General features: G+C 69.9%; 21 protein-coding genes. 4 read left to right on the top strand and 17 right to left on the bottom strand.

Features of this window, described 5'->3' with window-relative positions; translation table 11 throughout:
* Positions 1–8: 8 nt before the first annotated feature.
* Together ACFY1H_RS06635 and ACFY1H_RS06640 are read left to right on the top strand one after the other, a co-directional pair.
* Entirely contained in the window at positions 9–1,868 is a 1,860-nt protein-coding gene (locus tag ACFY1H_RS06635; RefSeq protein WP_386945093.1) for a glycoside hydrolase family 15 protein, read from the top strand.
* Entirely contained in the window at positions 1,865–3,196 is a 1,332-nt protein-coding gene (locus ACFY1H_RS06640; protein WP_386945094.1) for an NAD(P)/FAD-dependent oxidoreductase, read from the top strand. Before ACFY1H_RS06635 ends, ACFY1H_RS06640 begins: the two co-directional genes overlap by 4 nt.
* 57 nt (positions 3,197–3,253) lie before the next feature.
* Here the strand turns inward: ACFY1H_RS06640 and zwf are convergent, their stop codons facing one another.
* From zwf to ACFY1H_RS06670, 6 genes are all read right to left on the bottom strand, one after another.
* The gene (zwf, locus tag ACFY1H_RS06645) at positions 3,254–4,654 is read right to left on the bottom strand and encodes a glucose-6-phosphate dehydrogenase (RefSeq protein ID WP_366576705.1); all 1,401 of its coding nucleotides are present in this window, start codon (positions 4,652–4,654) and stop codon (positions 3,254–3,256) included.
* 108 nt (positions 4,655–4,762) lie between these two features.
* Positions 4,763–5,152, bottom strand: a complete 390-nt coding sequence (locus ACFY1H_RS06650; RefSeq protein ID WP_366576704.1) for a hypothetical protein — start codon at positions 5,150–5,152, stop codon at positions 4,763–4,765.
* Positions 5,149–5,415 carry a hypothetical protein gene (locus ACFY1H_RS06655; RefSeq protein ID WP_366576702.1) on the bottom strand — a complete coding sequence of 89 codons (267 nt, stop codon included), beginning with the start codon at positions 5,413–5,415 and terminating at the stop codon, positions 5,149–5,151. Before ACFY1H_RS06655 ends, ACFY1H_RS06650 begins: the two co-directional genes overlap by 4 nt.
* A 12-nt stretch (positions 5,416–5,427) precedes the next feature.
* A complete protein-coding gene (locus ACFY1H_RS06660; protein ID WP_386945097.1) occupies positions 5,428–6,531 on the bottom strand; it encodes a VWA domain-containing protein in 1,104 nt (367 codons plus the stop codon).
* Positions 6,524–7,399 (bottom strand): AAA family ATPase, encoded by an 876-nt coding sequence (locus tag ACFY1H_RS06665; protein WP_386945098.1) that lies wholly within the window; start codon positions 7,397–7,399, stop codon positions 6,524–6,526. The genes ACFY1H_RS06660 and ACFY1H_RS06665 overlap by 8 nt, the downstream gene beginning before the upstream one ends.
* A 4-nt stretch (positions 7,400–7,403) precedes the next feature.
* The gene (locus tag ACFY1H_RS06670; RefSeq protein WP_366576696.1) at positions 7,404–7,652 is read right to left on the bottom strand and encodes a hypothetical protein; all 249 of its coding nucleotides are present in this window, start codon (positions 7,650–7,652) and stop codon (positions 7,404–7,406) included.
* Positions 7,653–7,752: 100 nt separating this feature from the next.
* On the opposite strand from ACFY1H_RS06670, the gene ACFY1H_RS06675 reads away from it, so the two are divergent.
* Positions 7,753–8,697, top strand: coding sequence for a LysR family transcriptional regulator (locus tag ACFY1H_RS06675; RefSeq protein ID WP_366576695.1), 945 nt, complete (start codon positions 7,753–7,755; stop codon positions 8,695–8,697).
* An 8-nt stretch (positions 8,698–8,705) separates the two neighbouring features.
* Here ACFY1H_RS06675 and ACFY1H_RS06680 read toward each other — a convergent pair whose 3' ends face one another.
* The gene (locus ACFY1H_RS06680) at positions 8,706–8,993 is read right to left on the bottom strand and encodes a putative quinol monooxygenase (protein ID WP_386945100.1); all 288 of its coding nucleotides are present in this window, start codon (positions 8,991–8,993) and stop codon (positions 8,706–8,708) included.
* A gap of 53 nt (positions 8,994–9,046) precedes the next feature.
* Entirely contained in the window at positions 9,047–9,196 is a 150-nt protein-coding gene (locus ACFY1H_RS06685; protein WP_366576691.1) for a hypothetical protein, read from the bottom strand.
* A 191-nt stretch (positions 9,197–9,387) separates the two neighbouring features.
* On the opposite strand from ACFY1H_RS06685, the gene ACFY1H_RS06690 reads away from it, so the two are divergent.
* Positions 9,388–9,720, top strand: coding sequence for a hypothetical protein (locus ACFY1H_RS06690; RefSeq protein WP_366576689.1), 333 nt, complete (start codon positions 9,388–9,390; stop codon positions 9,718–9,720).
* A 128-nt stretch (positions 9,721–9,848) separates the two neighbouring features.
* On the opposite strand, the gene ACFY1H_RS06695 is transcribed toward ACFY1H_RS06690, so the two are convergent.
* The 9 genes from ACFY1H_RS06695 to ACFY1H_RS06735 all read right to left on the bottom strand — a co-directional run bounded on the left by ACFY1H_RS06695 (position 9,849) and on the right by ACFY1H_RS06735 (position 19,949).
* Positions 9,849–10,172, bottom strand: coding sequence for a putative quinol monooxygenase (locus ACFY1H_RS06695; RefSeq protein ID WP_366576687.1), 324 nt, complete (start codon positions 10,170–10,172; stop codon positions 9,849–9,851).
* 1,070 nt (positions 10,173–11,242) lie between these two features.
* A complete protein-coding gene (gene groL / locus ACFY1H_RS06700) occupies positions 11,243–12,892 on the bottom strand; it encodes a chaperonin GroEL (protein ID WP_366576685.1) in 1,650 nt (549 codons plus the stop codon).
* 50 nt (positions 12,893–12,942) lie between these two features.
* The gene (locus tag ACFY1H_RS06705) at positions 12,943–13,968 is read right to left on the bottom strand and encodes an NAD(P)-dependent alcohol dehydrogenase (protein ID WP_386945102.1); all 1,026 of its coding nucleotides are present in this window, start codon (positions 13,966–13,968) and stop codon (positions 12,943–12,945) included.
* Positions 13,965–14,534 carry an iron-sulfur cluster assembly protein gene (locus ACFY1H_RS06710; protein WP_386945104.1) on the bottom strand — a complete coding sequence of 190 codons (570 nt, stop codon included), beginning with the start codon at positions 14,532–14,534 and terminating at the stop codon, positions 13,965–13,967. The genes ACFY1H_RS06705 and ACFY1H_RS06710 overlap by 4 nt, the downstream gene beginning before the upstream one ends.
* Positions 14,531–15,565, bottom strand: coding sequence for an amidohydrolase family protein (locus ACFY1H_RS06715; RefSeq protein WP_386945106.1), 1,035 nt, complete (start codon positions 15,563–15,565; stop codon positions 14,531–14,533). The genes ACFY1H_RS06710 and ACFY1H_RS06715 overlap by 4 nt, the downstream gene beginning before the upstream one ends.
* Before the next feature lie 101 nt (positions 15,566–15,666).
* On the bottom strand, positions 15,667–16,017 hold the full coding sequence (gene mimD, locus ACFY1H_RS06720) for a propane 2-monooxygenase effector subunit MimD (RefSeq protein WP_360603108.1): 351 nt from the start codon (positions 16,015–16,017) through the stop codon (positions 15,667–15,669).
* Positions 16,014–17,117 (bottom strand): aromatic/alkene monooxygenase hydroxylase subunit beta, encoded by a 1,104-nt coding sequence (locus tag ACFY1H_RS06725; RefSeq protein ID WP_386945108.1) that lies wholly within the window; start codon positions 17,115–17,117, stop codon positions 16,014–16,016. Before ACFY1H_RS06725 ends, mimD begins: the two co-directional genes overlap by 4 nt.
* 55 nt (positions 17,118–17,172) lie before the next feature.
* Positions 17,173–18,222, bottom strand: coding sequence for an FAD-binding oxidoreductase (locus tag ACFY1H_RS06730; protein WP_366576674.1), 1,050 nt, complete (start codon positions 18,220–18,222; stop codon positions 17,173–17,175).
* An 89-nt stretch (positions 18,223–18,311) separates the two neighbouring features.
* Complete coding sequence (locus tag ACFY1H_RS06735) at positions 18,312–19,949, bottom strand: aromatic/alkene/methane monooxygenase hydroxylase/oxygenase subunit alpha (protein WP_285966586.1); 1,638 nt, start codon at positions 19,947–19,949, stop codon at positions 18,312–18,314.
* Between the last annotated feature and the right edge of the window lie 95 nt (positions 19,950–20,044).

A 20,044-nucleotide genomic window follows, 5' to 3' on the forward strand; every position in this document is an offset into this window, starting at 1 on the left:
GAGCTCCCGTGAACGCCACGACCTCGCCCTTCCCGCGGATCGCGGACTACGCGTTCCTGTCCGACTGCCACACCGGTGCCCTGGTGGCCCCGGACGGGTCCGTCGACTGGCTGTGCCTGCCCGCGTTCGACGCCCCGAGCAGCTTCGGCAATCTGCTCGACCGCGGAGCCGGATCCTTCCGGTTCGGTCCCTACGGGATCAACGTGCCGACCTCGCGCGCCTACGTGCCGGGCACCAACGTCATGACCACCACCTGGCACACGCCACGCGGCTGGCTGCTGGTCCACGACGCCCTGACGATGGGCCCGCGGCGCGGCCCCGACACGGTCACGCCCCACACGAGGCCCCCGGCCGACAACGACGCCGACCACCTGCTCGTGCGCACCGTCGAGTGCCTCGAAGGTGAGCTGGAGGTCGAGCTGGTCTGCGAGCCGGCGTTCGACTACGGGCGGGAGCCGGCCGTCTGGGCCATGGACGGCAACGACCACCACGCCGACGCGACCGGCGCCGGCCAGACCTTCCGGCTCAGCACGGACATGCTCATCGGCATCGAGGGTGGCACCGCACGGGCCCGGCACGTGCTCACCAAGGGCGAGAAGACGTTCTGCGCGCTGTCGTGGGCCGAGGGGCTGTCGTCGCCGGCCGACTTCGCGGAGGCACAAGCCCGGATCGACGCGACGGTCCAGTTCTGGCGCGGCTGGCTCTCCCGGGCCCGCATCCCGGACCACGCGCTGCGCCCTTCCCTCGAGCGGTCGGCGCTCACCATCAAAGGCCTGACCTACATGCCGACCGGCGCGACGGTCGCGGCACTGACCACGTCGTTGCCCGAGGCGCCGGGCGGCGAACGCAACTGGGACTACCGCTACACCTGGATCCGCGACACCACGTTCACGCTCCAGGCGCTGCACTACCTGAACCTGGACTGGGAAGCCGGGGACTTCATGCAGTTCGTCGGCGACCTCGAACCGAACGCCGACGGCGGGCTGCAGATCATGTACGGCATCGACGGCCGCCGGGACCTGGCCGAGTCCACTCGCGACGATCTCGGCGGCTACGAAGGCGCCCGGCCGGTCCGCGTCGGCAACGGTGCCTTCGACCAGCGCCAGAACGACGTCTTCGGCGCGGTGCTCGACTCGCTGCTGCTGCACACCGCCCGGAGCAAGCACCTGCCGCGCCGGCTGTGGCCGCTGGTGCAGTCGCAGGCCGCGGCCGCGACGGCGGTGTGGCGCGATCCGGACCAGGGCATCTGGGAGGCGCGCGGCAAGCCGCAGCACTACGTGTCGTCGAAGCTGATGGGCTGGGTGGCGCTCGACCGGGCCGCCAAGCTCGCGAACATCCGCGACGACGACGAGCTCGCGAGCCAGTGGCGCAAAACGGCCGACGAGATCCGCGCGGACATCCTCGAGAACGGCGTGAGCGAGCGGGGGGTGTTCCGGCAGCACTACGACACCGACGCGCTGGACGCCTCGACGCTGCTCGCGGCGCTGTTCGGCTTCCTGCCGGGCACCGACGAACGCATGCGCAAGACCGTGGACGCGATCGCCGACGAGCTGACCGAGAACGGCTACGTCCTGCGCTACAAGACCGACGAGACCGACGACGGGCTGTCCGGCAAGGAAGGCACGTTCCTGATCTGCTCGTTCTGGCTGGTCTCCGCGCTCGCGATGGTCGGCGAGATGGACCGGGCGACCAGCCTGCTGGAGCGCCTGCTGCGGATCGAGTCGCCACTGGGCCTGTACGCGGAGGAGTTCGAGGTCGAGCGGGCCCGGCACCTCGGCAACTTCCCCCAGGCGTTCTCGCACCTCGCCCTGATCCAGGCGGCGAGCCGGATCATCCTGTCCGACTTCATGGGGGAGCTGTCGCTGTGACCGGGAACCGCGACGTCGTGGTGCTGGGCGGCGGACTGGCGGGCGTCGCTTGTGCCCGGAAGCTCGGCGACGAGGGCATCGGCGTGACGCTGGTCGACCGCAACGACTACCACCAGTTCCAGCCACTGCTCTACCAGGTCGCCACTTCGCAGCTGCCCGCGGAGGACATCGCCCGCCCGCACCGGGTGATCTTCCACGACCTCCCGACGGTCGAGGTCCGCACCGCGCGCGTCACGGAGCTCGACTTCGCGAGCCTCGGGCTGACGCTGTCCGGTGGCGAGAAGATCAGCGGATCGCACCTGGTGATCGCGGCCGGTGCGCAGCCCGAGTACTTCGGCGTCCCGGGCGCCGCCGAGCACGCGTTCCCGCTCTACTCGGTGGCCGACGCCGTCCGGCTCCGGCTGCACGTGCAGGACCTGGTGCGGGAGGTCTCGGAAAAACGGCTCGGCGAGGACGCCCTCGACATCGTCGTCGTGGGCGGCGGCCCGACCGGCGTCGAGATCACCGGGGCGCTCACCGAGCTGATGACCGCCCTCGCGGCCATGGAGCGGATCCCGCTCGCCCCCCGGATCTTCCTGATCGACCGCGGCAGCAGGCTGCTCGGCGCGTTCTCCCACCGGTCGCACCAGTACGCCCACAAGCGGCTCACCGAGCGCGGCGCCGAGTTCCGGCTGGACACGGGAGTCGCGGCGGTGCACGCCGACCGGGTGGAGCTCGACGACGGCACCGCCATCCGCACCCGCACCGTCATCTGGGGCGGCGGCGAGTCGGCGGCGCCCGTGGTGCAGGCCGCCGCCGGGCTCGCGACCGGCCGTGGCGGGCGGGTCGACGTGCAGCCCGATCTGACGGTCGCCGGGCACCCGGACGTGTACGCGGTCGGAGACGCCGCCAACATCCCGGCCCGGCACCACGGGACGCTGCCGCAACTGGGCTCCGTGGCCCAGCAGTCCGGCGAGTGGGCCGCGGGCAACATCCTGCGCCGGCGAGCCGGGCAGCCGGCGAAACCGTTTCAGTACAAGGACAAGGGCATCATGGCCATGATCGGCCGCAACGCCGCCGTCGCCGAGGTCGGCAAGCACCGCCACCAGGTCGACGGGCCCCTCGCGTTCGCCGCCTGGCTCGGTGTCCACGCGATGCTGCTGAGCGGGGTGCACAGCAAGGTCGATGCCTTCATGTCGTGGGCGTGGGACTACTTCGAGCGCGACCACGCCGCGATCGTCGAGTGGTCCACGAAACCCCACCGCGTCGTGTGGGAGGACGACGACGCGGACGTTCCGCACATCTCCCTCGACCGGGGCGACGCGGCGACGTCGGCCGGCCGTTCCTGACGAGGCCGGCGGCGACCGGCCACCCAAGCCGCTCGGCCGAGTCGGGTCAGCGCGACGTCAGCGGGACGTCCAGGGCGTGCGCCAGCCGCCGAACCCGGCCGTGATCTCGTGGGCCGCGGCCGGGCCCCAGGTCCCGGGTTCGTAGGCGTGCACCGGCGGCGGCGCGTCGAGCAGCGGCTGCATGACCCGCCAGGTCTCCTCGACGCCGTCCTGGCGGGAGAACCGGGTGCTGTCGCCGATCATGGCCGCGTGGAGCAGGACCTCATACGGTGTCGGGCCCTCGCCGCCCTCGTCCGCGAACTCCATGTCGAGCTCGATCGGCGCGATGCGGGCGACATCGGCGCGGTACGCGTCGACCTGGATCCGGACCCCGGTCGACGGGTCGAGCCGCAGGACGAGCTGGTTCGGCTCCACCGCGGGCCCGACCAGCCCGAAGCCCAGCTTGGGCGGGCGCTTGAACACCAGCCGCAGCTCGGTCTGCGTCACCGGCAGCCGCTTGCCCGTCCGGATGAAAAACGGCACGCCGGCCCAGCGCCAGTTCTCGATGTCGAGGCGCAGCGCGGCGAACGTCTCGGTGGCCGAGTCGCGCGGAACGCCGTCGATGTCGAGGTAGCCGCGGTATTGCCCGCGTACGTAGTGGGCCGGGTTCGCCTCCATCACCGCCCGGAACAGGCCGACCTGCGACTCCTTGAGCGTCACCGGGTCGCCCCGTGACGGCGGCTCCATCGCGGCCGCCGCGACCACCTGCATCAGGTGGTTGACGACGACGTCGCGCAGCGCTCCGACGGGATCGTAGAAATGACCGCGGTCCTCGACGCCGAAGCTCTCCGCCATCGTGATCTGCACGCACTCGAGGAAGTTGCGGCTCCACAACGGCTCGAGGACGGCGTTGGCGAAACGCAGGTGGAGGATCTCCTGCAGCCCCATTTTCCCCAGGTAGTGGTCGACCCGGAACAGCTGCGCCTCGTCGACGTACCGGTGCAGCTCGTCGGCGAGCGCACGCGCGGACTGCTGGTCGTGGCCGAACGGCTTCTCGATGACGAGCCGGGCACCGGTCGTCAGCCCGGCGTCGGACAGTCCCTTGACCACCCGGGCGAACAGGAACGGCGGGATCTCCAGGTAGAATACCGGGGTCGCGGCGCCCTTGACGACGGTGCCGATCCGGTCGTAGATGGCCGGATCGGTGAAGTCGCCGCTGACGTAGGATAGCTTGGCGGCGAACCGGTCGAACACCGCCTTGTCGAGGTCTCCGGTCGCTTCGATCGACGACCGGGCCCGTTCGACGAGCTGATCGAGGGTCCAGTCGTCGGCGGCCACCCCGACGACGGGACAGGTGAGCAGGCCGCGGGCCTCGAGGCGGTAGAGCGACCGGAAGGTCATCACCTTCGCCAGGTCGCCGGTGATCCCGAAAATCACGAGGACGTCGGCCCGCGGCGGCGCGGTGGCTGTCGATGTCATCCCTGCCTCCAGCTCCGTCACGGCGCATCGCGGGCTCGGTCGTGTCCGGGAGGATCGTCGCCGCCGACCGAACGGCCGGGCCTCATCCGTGGAGGATGAGAGGGGCGCTCAGCGTTCGTGGCCGATCCAGTTCTCGTGCCAGGCGTGCTCGAACTGGGCCTCGTTGCAGCGCGGCCGGTAGACGGCGGTGAGCTCGCGGACGATCTGCTCGCGGTGCGCGGGCAGCCCGCCGGGGACCTCGTAGGTGCAGATGTGCACCTTCCACCGCGAGCCCGCGCGCGCGATCCAGCACTGCGCACGCGGGTGGCGGAACGGCAGGTCCGCCTGGGAGAGATCGTCGGCGTGGCCGACGTAGACCACGGCGTAGCGATCGGGCCGGGCTTCGGGTTCGGGGCGGTAGAGCACGGCGTACACCGCGGCGACGGCGGGCGGCGCCCACCCACCGAGCAGGCGGGGGCCCTCGAACGGGTACCCCGAGGCCGGGCCGAGGCGGATCACTCGTGCTCGCCCACGGCCTCGACGCGCCCGACCGGCAACGACGGCAGCCCGGCCGCCTTCGCCGCGCGGCGGAACTCCGCCGTGGCGAGCGTGATCGCCTTCTCGCGGTCGGGTGCCTCGACGAGCAGGCGCGCGCCGTAGCTCGTGGTGCCGATCCCGCTGGCGATGCCGCCCGAGGGCGCCACTGCGTCGGCCAGGCTCACGATCTCCTCGCGCGTGAACACGCGGTCGCCGTCCGCTTCGATCCCCACGCTCCACCGCATCGCCGGTGCTCCTCACCGAGCCCGTGGCAACGCTGCCGCGAGCTCCTCCAGGCTGCGCAGGTCGTGGCCGGTCACCAGCAGGTCCACGTACGGCGCGGCGATCCTCATCCCGAGCGGCGCCGACCCGAGGGCGCCGCCGTGCGGGTTCGTCCACACCAGCAGGTGGCACAGCCGCGACAGCCGTTCCACCGCCTTGGCCAGCACGTCCGGGTCGCCGCGGTCGAACCCGTCGGAGCAGATCACGACCACTCCGCCGCGGCACCGGCCGCGCCGGCCGAAGGTGCGCACGAACTCGTCGAGCGCGGCGCCGATGCGGGTGCCGCCCTCCCAGTCGACCACGGCTTCGGCCGCGCGCGCCAGGGCTTCGTCGGCGTCGCGGGTGCCCAGCTGGTCGGTGATCCGCGTGAGGCGGGTGCCGAAGCAGAACACCTCGACCTTCGCGGCGGCGCGGCGCGCGGAGTAGGCGAACTGCAGGAGCGTGCGGGAGTAGCCGGCCATCGAGCCGGAGACGTCGAGGACGAGGATCAGCGGCCGCAGCCGCACGCGGCGTTCGCGGTAGCGCAGCGCGCGGGGTTCGCCGAACGTCCGCAGCGAGTCGCGGACCGTGCGGCGCAGGTCCGGTTCGCGGCCCTTGCGCGCGGGCCGGGTGCGGCGCGTGCGGCGTTTCGGCGGCGTGAGGCGCAGCCGGGCCACGATGCGGCGGATCGCGGCGAGCTCCTCGGGCGTGCAGGCACCGAAGGACTTGCGTTTCAGACTGTCCACATCGGACGCGGTGAGGCCGAGCAGGGTGTCGGTCTCCCGCTCGTCGCCGGCGCGTTCGGGTTCGGGCAGCGCCAGGGTGGCGTCGACGCCCGACTCGGCGAGGATCGTGAGCACCGCCGCCGGCGGCTCGCCGGCGCCGAGGAAGTAGCGGCGGAACGTCTCGTCGTAGCGGGGGAGGTCTTCGTGACGCTTGAGCAGCGTGGTGCGCCCGCCCCAGTAGAGGTCGGCGAGGTCGGTCGTGTCGAGGACGGTCATCGTGCGGCACCAGCCGAGCGCGTCGCCGGAGCCCACGGGCAGGCCGGCTTCGCGCAGGGCCCGCGCGAAACCCACCAGCACCCGGGTGAGCTCAGCCACCGGAGGCGAGTTCCGCGAGGTGCGCCCGCACCACGTCGAGGTCGTCGCGGTCCTTCACGACGGCACCGAGCGTGTCGCCGGCGGAGCGTTCGTCGAGCGTGTCCTCGCCGAGGAACCGCAACATGCGGGCCCAGTCGATGGTCTCGGCGACCCCGGGCGGCTTGGCGAGGTCGAGCTCCCGCAGCCGGCGCACGGCGGCCACGACCTGGTGCGCCAGGGCCTCCTCGACGCCGGGCTCGCGCACGAGCACGATCTCCAGCTCACGATCCGCGCCCGGGTAGCCGAGCCAGTGGTAGAGACAGCGGCGCTTGAGCGCGTCGTGCAGCTCGCGGGTGCGGTTGGAGGTGAGCACCACGAGTGGTGGGCTGGGCGCGACGATGGTGCCGATCTCGGGCACGGTGACCTGGAAGTCGGAGAGCAGTTCGAGCAGGAAGGCTTCGAACTCGTCGTCGGCGCGGTCGATCTCGTCCACGAGGAGCACGGCGCCGGCGCCCGCGCGGACGGCGGCCAGCAGCGGCCGTTCGACGAGGAACTCGGGCCCGAACAGCTGCTCGACCACCTCGCCGGACTCGGCCTGGTGGTCCTGCAGTGCGCGGATGCGCAGCAGCTGGCGGGCGTAGTCCCACTCGTAGAGGGCCTGGGCGGTGTCGATGCCCTCGTAGCACTGCAGTCGGATGAGGCGGCGACCGAGCACCGCGGCGAGGGTTTTCGCGACCTCGGTCTTGCCGACGCCGACCTCGCCTTCGAGCAGCACGGGCCGGTGCAGCCGCAGCCCGACCAGCAGCGCCGTGGCGAGGCCGCGGTCGGCGAGGTATGCGGCGTCGCGCAGGGCGGCGGTGAGCCCCGCGACGGTGTCCGGCTCGGCCATTCCGTTACGGCTGCTCGTCCGCGCCGAGCACGAGGTCACGCACCGTGCTCGTGCCGGGCTTCAGCTTCCCCTCGCGGGCGAGCTGGTCGTGCCACGCCGCGTGCAGGTCGCCGTTCTCGGCGAGCCCGCCGAACCCCACGGCCGACATGCTCTTGCAGGAACGCTGGGGCCCGCAGGCCGCCTCCAGCTCGTCGGCGTCCTGGCCCTGGGCGCGCCAGACCTCGCGCAGGACTTGCAGCGCTTCGTCGTCCATGGGGCGAGTCAACACCGCCCGAGCGCCTCGCGCGGCGCTGGATTAACCCTTTGCTTAAGGAGTATTGTCCAGGATCCGGGGTTACCGAGAGTATTTGACCATGACACTGGGCCAGCTCAATGCGTTCGTCCTGGTGGCGAGGCTGGGGTCGGTCACCGACGCCGCGAAGGCGCTCGGCGTGAGCGAGCCCGCGGTGTCCCAGGCGCTGGCCGCGCTGCGCCAGCACCACGGCGACAAGCTGCTCATCAAGCGCTCCGGCGGCATGACGCTCACCGCGGGCGGGAGCCGGCTGCTGCCCATCGCGTCGCAGATGGTGGCGCTCGGCGCGGAGGCCGACGCCGCCGTGCGCCAGGCCAACGGGGTCGCGGCGCGCTTGCAGCTGGCGGTGACCAGTGAGATCGCGGAGTTCGTGGCCAACCCGCTGCTGGAGGCGTTCACGCGGAGATCGGGCAACGCGATCGACGCGTCGTCCGGGCTCGCGCGCACCGCCGAGCTGCCCGTGCTCATCACCAACCGGCTCGCCGATGTGGCGCTGGGCCCCGACGTGACCGGAGACGGCGGCGACCTCGACTGCACACCGATCTTCCGCGCGTCACTCGTGGTGGTCGGCTCGCCGCACTGCCGCCACCAGGGCAGCCCGGCGCACTGGCCGTGGCTGCTCGACCCGGCGGGCGCCGACCCGGGCAGCGACACCGGCCGGCTGCTGGCCCGCCTCGGCGTGCCCGACGACGCGATCCAGGTCTTCCCGAACCAGACGGCCGCGTGGTCGGCGGCCGCCAGCGGGGGCGGGGTGTCGGTGGCGCTGGAGCACCTGGTGGCGCCACAGCTGCGCCGTCACGAGCTGGCGGTGGTGCCGACGCGCCACACGCCGATGTCGACGTGCTGGTACGTGACCACCCTGCCGACCGACCGCCGCACGGGGGCCGCGAACTCGTTGCGGCACTTCCTGACGACGCCGGCGGCGATGCACGTGATGCGCGCGCCGGGCAGTGGCGTGCCGCCCTCGCGGTTCCGGCCGCCGGTGTACGTGACGATCTGGTCTTAACCTTTTCGTCAGGTCAGGTCGCGCACGCCGGCGATTTCGTACTCCGCCACGTCGGCGGCGAGGATTTCGGCGTTCTGCTCGTCGCTCGTGCCGCTGCCGCGGAACGCTTCGACGGCTTCCCGCGACTCCCAGTGCTCGAAGACGACGATGCGGCCGGGGTCGAGAAGGTCCGCGGTGAGGGAGAAACCGAGGCAGCCGGGTGCGTCGCGGGCGTGCTCGATCACGCTCACAGAGCCCGCGAGATAGGCGTCGCGGCGGCCGGGGTCGACGGCGAGATGCCCGGCGACGATCAGCATCTGCCGCTCCTTCGGTGCGGTTTTCCTTGTGATGCTGCGGTTTTCGGGGTTTTTCAGCGGGGGAGCGGCTTGCCCGCGTTGCCGGTCACGAGGTTCCCGATGCTTACCCCGACACCGACCCCCACCTCGGCCGCCCAGGCGAAACCCAGCGCCGTCGTGAGTGCGATGCTCAACACCAGACCTGGTTCTTCCTTGCGGGACAACGGTTTCCCTCCTTCGTTCGTTCTTCGTGGTCTGCCGGTCCGCTCCTGCACGGGTGCTGTCATGTCCCCACCGTCCGTCGAGTCAGCGGCGTCCACGCTAACAACGTGAGCCGAGGTGGCCAGGGACTTCACCCGGACGTTGTAATCGACGAGGATCGTGACCGGCAGCGACTCGACGAAGGAGTGACCACATGGGACTCAAGGACATCACCGCGTCCACGGCGGAGCTGTACACGGCGCAGCGCGTCTACAGCGACCCGGTCGAGAAGGATGGCATCGTTGTCATCCCGGCCGCCATGGTGACCGGCGGCGGGGGCGGCGGGCAGGAGGCGCCGGACAAGGAAGGCGTCGGCTTCGGGCTCTTCGCGCGGCCGACGGGAGCGTTCGTCATCCGCGGCTCGGAGGTGACGTGGGTGCCCGCCGTGGACGTGACCGCCTGGGGCCTGGCGGTGGGCGGCATGGTCGTCTCGCTGGCCTGGATCCTCACCCGCGCGACGCGGCGTCGGCGGGGGAGAAAGCGTTGACGGGGTGCGCGGGGGATTTGCTCGGGTGATCCGCCGGGCGATTCCCGGGTGATTTCCCCGTGATTCGGCCGGACAGGTCCGGACCCGTCGCGGCGGTCCGGACCGGTCCGGCCTTGTGGTGGGAGCGGTCAGTCGATGCGGAGCTCGCCCATCGGGCTCCAGCCGGCGCCGGGGGCGTCCAGGCTGACGATCTCCGGGGTGCGGGCGATGACGTCGGGCATCCACGCCATCGCGTCCGCGAAGTGCGGCGAGCTCACGTGCGCGCGGCCGGCTTCGGGGTCGGCGAAGGCCTCGACCAGCACGAACTGGTGGGGCACGTCGACGCTGCGCGACCATTCGAAGAACAGGTTCCCGGGCTCGCGCCGGGTGGCGAGGGTGAAGTCGTCGACCAGGCCGAGCCAGTCCTCGCTCCGCTCGGGCCGGACGGTGAACTTGACGACGATGAAGATCATGCTGTCCTCCGCACAGGCCACCGACGGTGCACGAGGCCACGCTGCCTCGTGACCGGGCGTGAGCCGGGCGCCGCGACCACCCGTACTCACGACCGGCCGCGGCCCCCGGCGGGCGTCCCGCGCCGGGAACCGAGTCCGGGTTCGCCGGGGCCGTGCTCCTCGCCCCGGCCGCCGTTACCACGGCTGCCTCACTTGCCATGCGTCCTGGAAACCTGCCATCGCGGTGACAGATCACCCCGGCAACCGACCGGTCCGGCTGTCCACTTGCCACGGGCTGTGGCACCTTGCCGTTCCGTCGGTCGCCTGCCACGGCTTCTCGCCGTTGTCACGGCGACTTGCCATTGCCGCGGCGTCTTGCCACGGCCACGGGTACCTGCGGCTCCCGTGGCAACTCGCCGTCGCCGTGGTTTCTTGCGTTTGCCGTGGCGTCTTGCCGACGCCGTGGCAATTTGCCATTGCTGCGGCTGTCTCGGCGAGTTGCCGTTGCCGAGGCGCCTCGCCGTTGTCATGGCGATTTGCCACGTCCATGGCGTCTTGCCGTCGCCACGGATAACCTGCGGATCCCGTGGCAACTTGCCAAGGCAACGCGCCGTTGCCGTGGCGTCTTGCCAAAGCCGTGGCAATTTGCCATTGGCCTGGCGAGATGCCGTGGCGGTGGCGGCCGGCTCTTGCCGTCCGCCTTGCCGTTGGCCTGGCGACTTGCCGGTGGCGTGGCTGGCTGTCACGTCGTTCCGGCAAGTGGCGATTCGTCGTGGTGTGTTTCCATCGGGGGCGGCTTCGTGCCAGGGCCCTTGGCAAGCGGCAAAGTAGGTGGCGGGATGCCGTGGGGTTTGGCAATTCGCCATCTGGTTCGCCTGCTTGCCAGGGCGGCTGACCGGTTCAGCCGGCTTGGTGCCAAAGGTGCCGGCAACAAGCCGTTCCGCCCGGCACTTGCCAATCGGCGTGGCACCTTGCCGACCAGCGACGCGACTTGCCACACACCACCGCCACCAAGCGGGCTGGTCGCTCGACAGGACCGAAATCGGTTCCGCACCCGGTCCCGTCGAGCGAAGCAGTGCCCGGCCGGCAGGTCAGTAGATGTTGGAAGGCCGCACCATGCCCTCGGCGAGGTCGCCGAAGCCGGGGGCGATGATGGCGCCCGGGTTCTGGATGATCTCCTCCACCACGAGCGTCTCGGTGGTCAGGAGCAGGGCCGCGATGGAAGCCGCGCTCTGCAGTGCCGAGCGGGTCACCTTCAGCGGATCGATGACGCCCGCGTCGAACATGTCGCCGTACTCGCCGGTGAGGGCGTTGAAGCCGTGCCCCGGGGCCGAAGAGCCGACGGCGGCCAGGACCTCGTCGCCGTCGTAGCCGGCGTTGATGGCGATCCAGCGCAGGGGTTCGACGAGTGCGCGGCGGACGATGTCGCGGCCCACGGCGGCGTCGCCGGTGAGGTCGAGGCTGTCGACTTCGGTGCGGGCCTGCACGAGGGCGGTGCCGCCGCCGGCGACGATGCCCTCCTCGATGGCGGCGCGCGTGGCCGACAGGGAGTCCTCGACGCGGTGCTGTTTCTCCCGCAGCTCGACCTCGGTGGCCGCGCCGACGTGGATCACCGCGACGCTGCCCGAGAGCCGCGCGATGCGCGCCTGCAGGCTGTCCTGGTCGTGCTCGTTCTCGGCGCGCTCCAGTTCCCGCTTGATCTGCTCGATCCGCGCGGACACCGCGGTCTCGTTGCCGGCACCGCCGACGAGCGTGGTGCTGCCCTCGGTGATGGTGATGCGCCGGCAGCGGCCCAGCTGCTCGAGGCGAACCGCGTCGATGCTCTGCCCCGCGTCGCCGGTCACGACCTCGCCGCCGGTGAACACGCCGAGGTCCGACAGCTCCGCGATGCGGCGGTGCCCGAAGCCCGGCGCCCGCACCACGACCGACTTGAACGTGTTGTGCACGTTGTTCGCCACGAGCATGCCCAGCGCGGGCCCGTCCACGTTCTCGGCGATGATCACCAGCGGCTTCTGCGTGCGGGTCACCTGCTCCAGGACCGGCATCAGCGTCTGCACCTTCGAGATCTTCTCGTTGGTGAGCAGGATGTACGGGTCCTCGAACACCGTCTCCATGCGGTCCTTGTCGGTGGCCATGTACGGCGAGATGTAGCCGTTGTCGAACTCCACGCCGTCCGCGAAGTTCACCTGCAGCCCGAACGCCGGCGACTCCTCGACGGTGACCACACCGCCGAGCCCGACGCGGCCCATCGCCTCGGCGATGATGTCGCCGATCTCCGGGTCGTTGTTGGCCGAAAGCGTCGCGACGTGCGCGAGGTCGCCCGCCTCCGTCACCTCACGGGCGCCGGCCTGCAGCACCTCGACCACCCGCTGCACGGCCTTCTGGATGCCGTTCTTCAGCAGCTGCGGGTTGGCGCCCGCGTCGACGGCGCGCAGACCCTCGCGCACGATCGCCTGCGCCAGCACGGTGGCGGTGGTCGTGCCGTCGCCCGCCACGCCGTTGGTCTTCATCGCCACCTCCTTCACCAGCTGCGCGCCCATGTTGGCGAACGGGTTGCGCAGCTGGATCTCCTTGGCGATGGTGACGCCGTCGTTCGTGATCGTCGGGGCTCCGGTGAGCTTCTCGATCACGGCGTTGCGTCCCTTGGGGCCGAGCGTCACCTTCACCGCGTCGGCGAGCGCGTTCACGCCCGACTCCAGCAGCTGGCGCGCTTCGACGTTGAACCGCAAGTCCTTGGCCATGTCTGTCCTTTCCGTACGGAGGTCGTGGTCGCGGCTGAACCTGCCGGCGGTCAGGGCACGAGGATCGCGCGGCCGCGGACGAGGCCGCGGTCCAGATCGTCGAGCGCCTTCTCGAAGTCGGTCAGGGCGTACGTGCTGGTGTGCAGCGCGACTTTTCCGCGCGCGGCGAGCACCATCAGCTCGGCGAGGTCCGAATAGGACCCGACGAGGTTGCCGACGAAGTTGATTTCGGTGGAGATGATGTCGATGGTCGGCACCGCCAGCGTCCCGCCGTAGCCGACCACGTAGTAGTTCCCGGCGCGCCGCAACATCTGCACGCCGGCTTCGATCGCGCCGCCCTCGCCCACGAAGTCGACGACGGCTTCCGCGCCTTCGCCGCCGGTGAGCTCGAGCACCGCCTGGGCTTCCGAGCCGTCGGCCACCACGAGGTGGTCGGCGCCGAGCTCGCCCGCGAGCTTCAGCGCCTCCGGCGACCGGTCGACCACGATCAGCTCGGCGGGGCTGATCGCCTTCAGCACCTGGATGCCGATGTGACCCAGCCCGCCCGCGCCGATCGACACCACGCGCTCACCCGGGTGCAGGTGAGCCGCCGCCTTGCGGGCGGCGTGGTACGCGGTGAGCCCCGCGTCGGCCAGCGCCGCCACGGCCGCCGGTTCGAGCGAGGAGTCCAGCTTTACCACAGCCCGCGCGTTCGTGCGCAGGTATTCCGCGTAGTCGCCGTCCCGGTCGATGCCCGGGAACGCCGACTGTACACAGTGGACGTCGTCGCCCGCGCGGCACGCCTTGCACAGCCCGCACGTGGCGAGCGGGTGCAGGATCACCGGGTCGCCCACGGACACCGACGTGACACCCTCGCCGATCTCCGCGACCCAGCCCGCGTTCTCGTGGCCGAGCGTGTAGGGCAGTGTGACGCCCGACTTCTCCGCCCACTGGCCCTCGATGATGTGCAGATCCGTCCGGCACACGCCGGCGCCGCCGATCCGCACCACCACGTCCAGCGGCCCCTGCACGTGGGCGTCGGGCACCTCGACGAGCTCGGGGGTGCGGTCGTAACCGCGCAGCTGCACCGCTTTCACGACGGTACCTCCTCTCGCACCTCGTCGCCGGCCCGGTAGTACCGCGGTTTCGCGGTGTCCTCGAGGGACACCCGCACGCCCTTGGCGAACCGCAGCAGGTTCTCGCGCTCGGGGGACTGCTGCGCGTCGACCCGCCACCCCTCGTCCACCAGCTTGCGCACCGCGCGCTCCATGCAAGCCAGGTGCGCCTCGCGCCGGAACTCCGGCGGGAGCTCGGCCAGCTCGCCGCCGGTCTGTTCGGGCACCGGGCCGCCGAACCTGGCGGCGGTGACCTCCTCGCCGGCGCGGCGGCCCTCCAGCACGATGTCGACCGTGTCGACGCTCGGCAGGCTCAGCACCGCGTCGTGCGCGTCGGCCACCATCAGGTACGCGAAGTTGGGCGCGCAGTAGTACGCGGGCAGCCGCAGCCGCACCGAAACCGAGTGCCCGCGGTCGTTGTGCAGGCGCACGTGGACGCCGGCGACGAACCCCAGGTCCGTGATCGGCTCGTGGAACTCGGGGTCCACGACGTCGGCCAGGGCGCGCCACACCCTGCTGGTCAGCGTCTCCGCCGTCGCCGCGGTCATGCCGGGACCTTCGAACCCGACCCGGTGGACGCGCGGGCACCGGCCATCCCGGCGGTCACCTCCGCGGGCACTTCCAGGTCGTAGAGCTGCGCGGCGTTGAGGCCGAGGATCTTCTTCTTCGCGTCGGTGGACAGCGTGCCGTAGTCGCCCTGCATGTCCTCGGGGAACTCGAAGTCCACGAAGGACTCGACGAGCCACTTCGGCTGCCAGATCGCGTAGTCGCTGGCGAAGGTGATGCGGTTCTCCCCGAGCCAGTACAACAGCTCGCCCACGACCTGCGCGAAGTAGCGCGGTCGCGTGTGGATGAACGGCATCGCCACCGCGAGGCAGGCGTAGACGTTCGGCTCCTGCGTGGCGATCCAGCAGAAGTCCTCGAACCGGGGCAGGCCCACGTGCTCGACGACGAAGTTCAGGTTGGGGAACGCGCCGGCCGCGTCGTCGATGTCGGCGACGTCGGCCGAGGCCCGCTCGCTCCGGTCGATCGAAGGTCCTTTGTGGACGTGGACGTTGCGGATCCCCAGCTGCTCACACTTCTCCAGGTAGCGGTAGGACCACGGGTCCGACAGCTGCCAGCCCTTCGACTCGCCCTTCCACTCCGCCGTGTACAGCTTCACGCCCTTGAGGTCCCACCGCTCGGCCAGCGCTTCGAGCTTGTCCAGCCCGGCCTCGCCGTCGCGAGGGTCGAAGGCGCCGTTGACGATGAACTTCCCGGGGTTGTTCTCCGCGACGGCCCCGTCCTGCTCGGTCGTGTTGAACCCGTTGACGTAGAACTCGGTGAGGTAGGTCGGCTGGAAGATGGCCTTGTCCACGTAGCCCGTCGTGAACAGGTCGTCGATCAGCGTCTCCTCGGAGTACTTGCCGAACTTCTCCAGCGACCACAGCCACTCGGCGGGGCTGAGGGTGCGGTGGTGGTCGTAGAAGTCCTCGATGAAGCCCTTGCCGTACCGGTTGGCCTGGTTGGCGGGCGAGCCGTCCCAGAAGTGCACGTGGCTGTCGACGATGAAATAGCTCTCGCCGTCCTTGCGGTACATGGGAGTCCTTTCGCGGAAGGGCGCCCGGGGGCCGGGGCCGGGACGGGTGTGCTCCGTCCCGGCCCGACCCCCCTCGGCGCGAACCGGTGGTCGTGCGCGGGCTACTCGACCGGTTCGAGATCGAAGTCGATGTACTCCGCGGCGTCCTCCGGGTTGGCGAACAGGACCGTCTCGTCGTCGAGGTGGACCATGCGGCCGTAGTGCGTCGACATGATCTCCTCGAAGTCCGGCTGCTCGAAGTCGAAGCCGATCGCCTCGGAGATCTCGTCCCAGTTGAAGACGATCTTGTTCGTGCCGTCCACGCGGATCATGGACGGGTACTCCGCCACCGTGACACCCGGCTTGCCGCGCATGACCTCAGCCACGACGTAGCCGTTCTGGTTGTTCATCAGGGTGACGCCGCACATGTTCGACGCGGTGCGGTCGACGGTAAACTGCCTGCTCGCGGTCATGAAAGCAGCCCTTTCGGTTCGTCGAGGGAGAGGTCGGACAGGAGGCTGCGCAGGTTGGTCACCGACGCGTCCCAGGACTCGGCGAAGGTCACGACCTTCTCCTGCGGCTGCGACCAGATCGGCTGCAGCGTGCGGGCGGCGGCCACGGAGACCGGCACCCACTTCTCGAGCCACGACGTGAGCACCTGCTTGTTGTGCGCGGAGTGCTCGGCGTCGCTGGTGAGCATGCTGAACAGGGCCCGCGTGTAGCTGCGGTCCCGCTCGTAGTCGTGCTCGCCGGCACCGACGACGGTCGGCGTGACGTAGTCGCCGTTGCGGGCGGCCACCTGCATCACCAGGTGGCTGCGGAAGAGCACGCCCACCAGGGACTCGAACACCACGTTGGCGGCGAACAGCGACTCGGCCCAGTCGCCGATCGCGGTCAGGCGCTCCACGTTCTCGCGAACGCCCTGCCACGCCGGGTCCTCGTGCCACACCGAACGGTGCACGGCACCGTCGAACTCGATGCCCGACTCCGTCAGGTCCAGGTTGTAGAGCGCCAGGTCCTGGGCGAAGCGCAGCTTGTGCGCGGTGTTCACGGCGATCGCGTTGTTGATCATGTTCGTCGGGGCCGACCGCTGCTCCGAGCAGAACACGTGCATGCCGAGACCGTGCTCGGCGTGCATCCACGCACCCAGGTGCCGCTCCACGAACTTGACCCAGCTCGGCGCCCAGTTGTCGTAGGCGCCGGCCTTCTTGGCGTTCTCGAGGTTGAGCTGGATCTGCCGGACGACGTTGGAGTTGTTCCGGTAGATCGTCTGTTCCCACTCCTCGTTGGGGTCGAGGAACTGGTGCCAGTTGCCGGACTTGAGCTCCGTCCACTCCTTCGGGTAGCCGCCGGGGCCGTTCGCGAAGCCGTAGATCCAGCCCTGCGAGAGGTGCCGCTCGGGGTCGGGCTGGACGTCGAAGGTCACGTCCTCGTACATCGTCGCGCGCAGCTTGCGCGGCTTGAAGTAGTTGTAGCTTCGGCTCTTCGAGCTCGGGAAGTCCAGCAGCCCGGCTTCGGCGCCCGTGAACTCCGGCTTCGGGAAGCTCTGCTGGGGCTTTTCCGTACTGACCATGAGCACACCTCTCTGTGTGTGGTGGCCTGCTTCGGGTGGGATCGGCGCGCGGTGGTCAGTCCTCCGCCGCGGCCGTGATCGTGAACTTGTCGTAGAAGACCTGATCTGACGGCACGCCCAGGCTTTCCAGCAGGGGCAGGGCCGCGTCGATCATCGGCGGCGGGCCGCACAGGTACACGTCGCACTCGGCGAGGTTGTCCTCCCGCCGTTCGAGCACCTGGGTCACGAGCCCGAGCTCGCCTTCGCCGTCACCCGGCCAGCCTTCGGGAGCGGTGTCGGACAGGCACGGCACGAACCGGAACTTCGGCAGCTGCCGGGCGAGCTCCGCCATCTCTTCGAGGTGGAAGAGGTCCCGCTCGGTGCGGGCGCCGTAGTAGTACACGACGTCGCGCTCGTTGCCGCTTTCCGCCATCTGCCGCAGCAGCGCCAGGATGGGGGACATCCCGGCCCCGCCGCCGACGAAGACCAGCCGCCGGTCGGAGCTGACCCGCAGCGTGAACGTGCCGTACGGCCCGGTCACCTCCAGCGGGTCGCCGGCGGACAGGGATCCTTCGAGCAGTGAGGAGAACTTGCCGCCGGGGTAGCGCTTGATGATGAACTCGAGGATCCCGTCGGCCACCGTGACGTTGGCCATGGAGAACGAACGGTGCTCGTCCGTTCCCGGGATCTTGATGTCCACGTACTGCCCCGGGTGGAACCGGATGCCCGCGTCCTCGTCCACCTTCAGGCGGACGAGCGAGATGTCGTGGGTCAGGTCGGTGATGGACTCCACCGTGGTTCCCGCCGTGACGACCGGCAGGCCGGACCGGATCATGTCCTCGTCGTAGTTGGTCAGCTCGATCTCGAGGTCGGAGTACGCGTGCCCTCGGCAGAGCAGCACGAACCCTTCTTCGCTTTCGTAGTCGGCCAACGCGAACGTGGAGTACCGGTCCATCTGCAGGTCGCCCTCGAGCAAGAAGGACTTGCACGCCGAGCACTGCCCCTCCTTGCAGCCGTGCATGAGCATGACGCCCTGCCGGAAGGCCGCATCGAGGATGGTCTCGTCCTCGTCGGCCTCGATGTCGATGCCGACCGGTTCGAACCGGATCTTGTGCTTGTCGCCCATGGACGCCGCTCCTGGGGATGGGGGCACCCACCGGGGCACCCGGGATTCGAACCCGGGCACCCCGGCGGGAACCGTTTCGGGGTGCGGCCTCAGGCCACCGTGACGTTCGGGTTCGCCTTGTACGCGGCGATGTGCGCCTCGCGCTCGGCGTCCGACATCTTGTTGAGGGCGATGTTCGGGCTGCCGAAGGTGATCCCGCGGACGTCGTTGAGGGTCCACAGCTTCTTCGGGTCGTCGAGGTCGAGGTGCGGCTGCGGGATGAGGGTCTTCCCGTCGTCGCGGACGTAGCCGAGGTCGGAGATGATGTCGGCGAGGTCCATGCCGTCGTAGAGCGTCTCCCACTCGCGCTTGCCCGTGAGCCGGCCCATGTTCGGGGTCTCGCGGCCTTCGTACTCGCCGCGGAACGCCGTGGTGTCGGTCCAGGCGCAGGTCTCCGAGCAGTAGGTGCGCCACTGGCCGTCGACCTTCTCGGTCACCATGTCCTCGCGGATGAGGGCGGGGACCATGCAGGTCCAGCAGCGGTGCGGGTACTCGTAGCCCACGTTCTCGAACGCGATCGGCTTGTTCTTGCCCGGGTAGCGCAGGCGGTTGTACGCCTCCCACCACTTGCCGAACTGGTTGTACCAGCCCGGGTACTTCGACTCGAACCACTCGAAGTCGGTGTCGGTCATCGGGTCGATGCGCCAGTAGTTCACTGGCCAGCCGGTGGCGAAGAACTGGGCCACGCGGTGCACGTAGTGCTTGTTGATGATCCGGTTCCAGGCCTCTTCGACGAGGTCGTGGGGGATCTTCAGGCCGTACTTCTCGAGCGGGATGAGGTAGCTGCGGTAATAGTCGTCGTAGATCCACCGGCGCCACATCTCCGCGTAGCTGTCGCGGTCCTTGCGGCGGTCCTTCGTGCCGTACTCGATGAAGGTGCCGATGGCCGCGTCGACCACGCAGTGGTTGTTCCACCACGCGTAACGCAGGTCGCGCTCGAGCAGCTGCCGGTTGTCCTCGTCCGCCAGCGCCATCAGCAGGATGGAGTAGCCGTTGCTGATGTGGCGGGACTCGTCGGACTGCACGGAGTGGAACACCGTGGGCAGCAGGTAGTCGCCGTTGGCCGCCGCCTCCGAGGGCATGGCGACGAACAGGGTGTTCGTGAATGCGGTCTCGGCCACCACCGTGAGGTAGATGTTCGCCGCGGTGATCGCGTCACCGGTGATGAAGCCCTCGCCGAACTGCCGGCCGATGGTGCCGGCGTAGTTGTTGGAGAACGCCTTCTCCGTGATGTCGAACCCGGCGGGGTCGATGTAGTGGTTCATGTAGAGACGCTTGAGGTTCATCTGGATCGTCGAGTGGCGAACCTCGTCGATCATCTGCACCGCGAGGCCGTTGTGCACCTCGGGGTTCGGCACCGCGTCGATCGCCATCGGCATCGCGCGGGCGGCCGAGATCTCCGGGAACGGGATGATGGACAGGAACAGCTTCTGCCACTCCATCCAGCGTTCCTGGACCTGGCGGAACATGTTGCCGCGGATGGCGCCGTCCATGGCACCGAACACGCGGTTGTCCTTTTCCTCCTCCATCGGGAAGTAGGACCGAAGGATCTGCTTGAGCGGGTCCTTCTTGGGGGCCTTGTCGAACTTGTAGTCGGTCCCGAAGCGCTTCGCGGGGGTCGCGAAGGTCGGTTCCCACGACAGTTCCGTGATCTTCTTGTGCGCCTTGCTCAGACTTTGTCGACTCACGCCGTGTACCTCCACCTGATCGGTCGTCGGCAGTTCCTGGCTCGGCTTGGTTCGCGCCGCTCGCGGGTGATGATCCGGTTCCCGGCCGCCTGGCC

Source organism: Amycolatopsis sp. NPDC001319 (assembly GCF_042896185.1).
GTDB lineage: Bacteria > Actinomycetota > Actinomycetes > Mycobacteriales > Pseudonocardiaceae > Amycolatopsis.

Excerpts from the sequence above, each read along its gene's own strand:
- ACFY1H_RS06715 (WP_386945106.1), bottom strand. The coding sequence starts at position 15,565 with ATGTACCGCAAGGACGGCGAGAGCTATTTCATCGTCGACAGCCACGTG.
- ACFY1H_RS06655 (WP_366576702.1), bottom strand. The coding sequence starts at position 5,415 with ATGCGGTGGAGCGTGGGGATCGAAGCGGACGGCGACCGCGTGTTCACG.
- ACFY1H_RS06675 (WP_366576695.1), top strand. The coding sequence starts at position 7,753 with ATGACACTGGGCCAGCTCAATGCGTTCGTCCTGGTGGCGAGGCTGGGG.
- mimD (WP_360603108.1), bottom strand. The coding sequence starts at position 16,017 with ATGACCGCGAGCAGGCAGTTTACCGTCGACCGCACCGCGTCGAACATG.
- ACFY1H_RS06710 (WP_386945104.1), bottom strand. The coding sequence starts at position 14,534 with ATGACCGCGGCGACGGCGGAGACGCTGACCAGCAGGGTGTGGCGCGCC.
- zwf (WP_366576705.1), bottom strand. The coding sequence starts at position 4,654 with ATGACATCGACAGCCACCGCGCCGCCGCGGGCCGACGTCCTCGTGATT.
- ACFY1H_RS06665 (WP_386945098.1), bottom strand. The coding sequence starts at position 7,399 with ATGGCCGAGCCGGACACCGTCGCGGGGCTCACCGCCGCCCTGCGCGAC.
- groL (WP_366576685.1), bottom strand. The coding sequence starts at position 12,892 with ATGGCCAAGGACTTGCGGTTCAACGTCGAAGCGCGCCAGCTGCTGGAG.
- ACFY1H_RS06680 (WP_386945100.1), bottom strand. The coding sequence starts at position 8,993 with ATGCTGATCGTCGCCGGGCATCTCGCCGTCGACCCCGGCCGCCGCGAC.
- ACFY1H_RS06690 (WP_366576689.1), top strand. The coding sequence starts at position 9,388 with ATGGGACTCAAGGACATCACCGCGTCCACGGCGGAGCTGTACACGGCG.
- ACFY1H_RS06730 (WP_366576674.1), bottom strand. The coding sequence starts at position 18,222 with ATGGGCGACAAGCACAAGATCCGGTTCGAACCGGTCGGCATCGACATC.
- ACFY1H_RS06725 (WP_386945108.1), bottom strand. The coding sequence starts at position 17,117 with ATGGTCAGTACGGAAAAGCCCCAGCAGAGCTTCCCGAAGCCGGAGTTC.
- ACFY1H_RS06670 (WP_366576696.1), bottom strand. The coding sequence starts at position 7,652 with ATGGACGACGAAGCGCTGCAAGTCCTGCGCGAGGTCTGGCGCGCCCAG.
- ACFY1H_RS06695 (WP_366576687.1), bottom strand. The coding sequence starts at position 10,172 with ATGATCTTCATCGTCGTCAAGTTCACCGTCCGGCCCGAGCGGAGCGAG.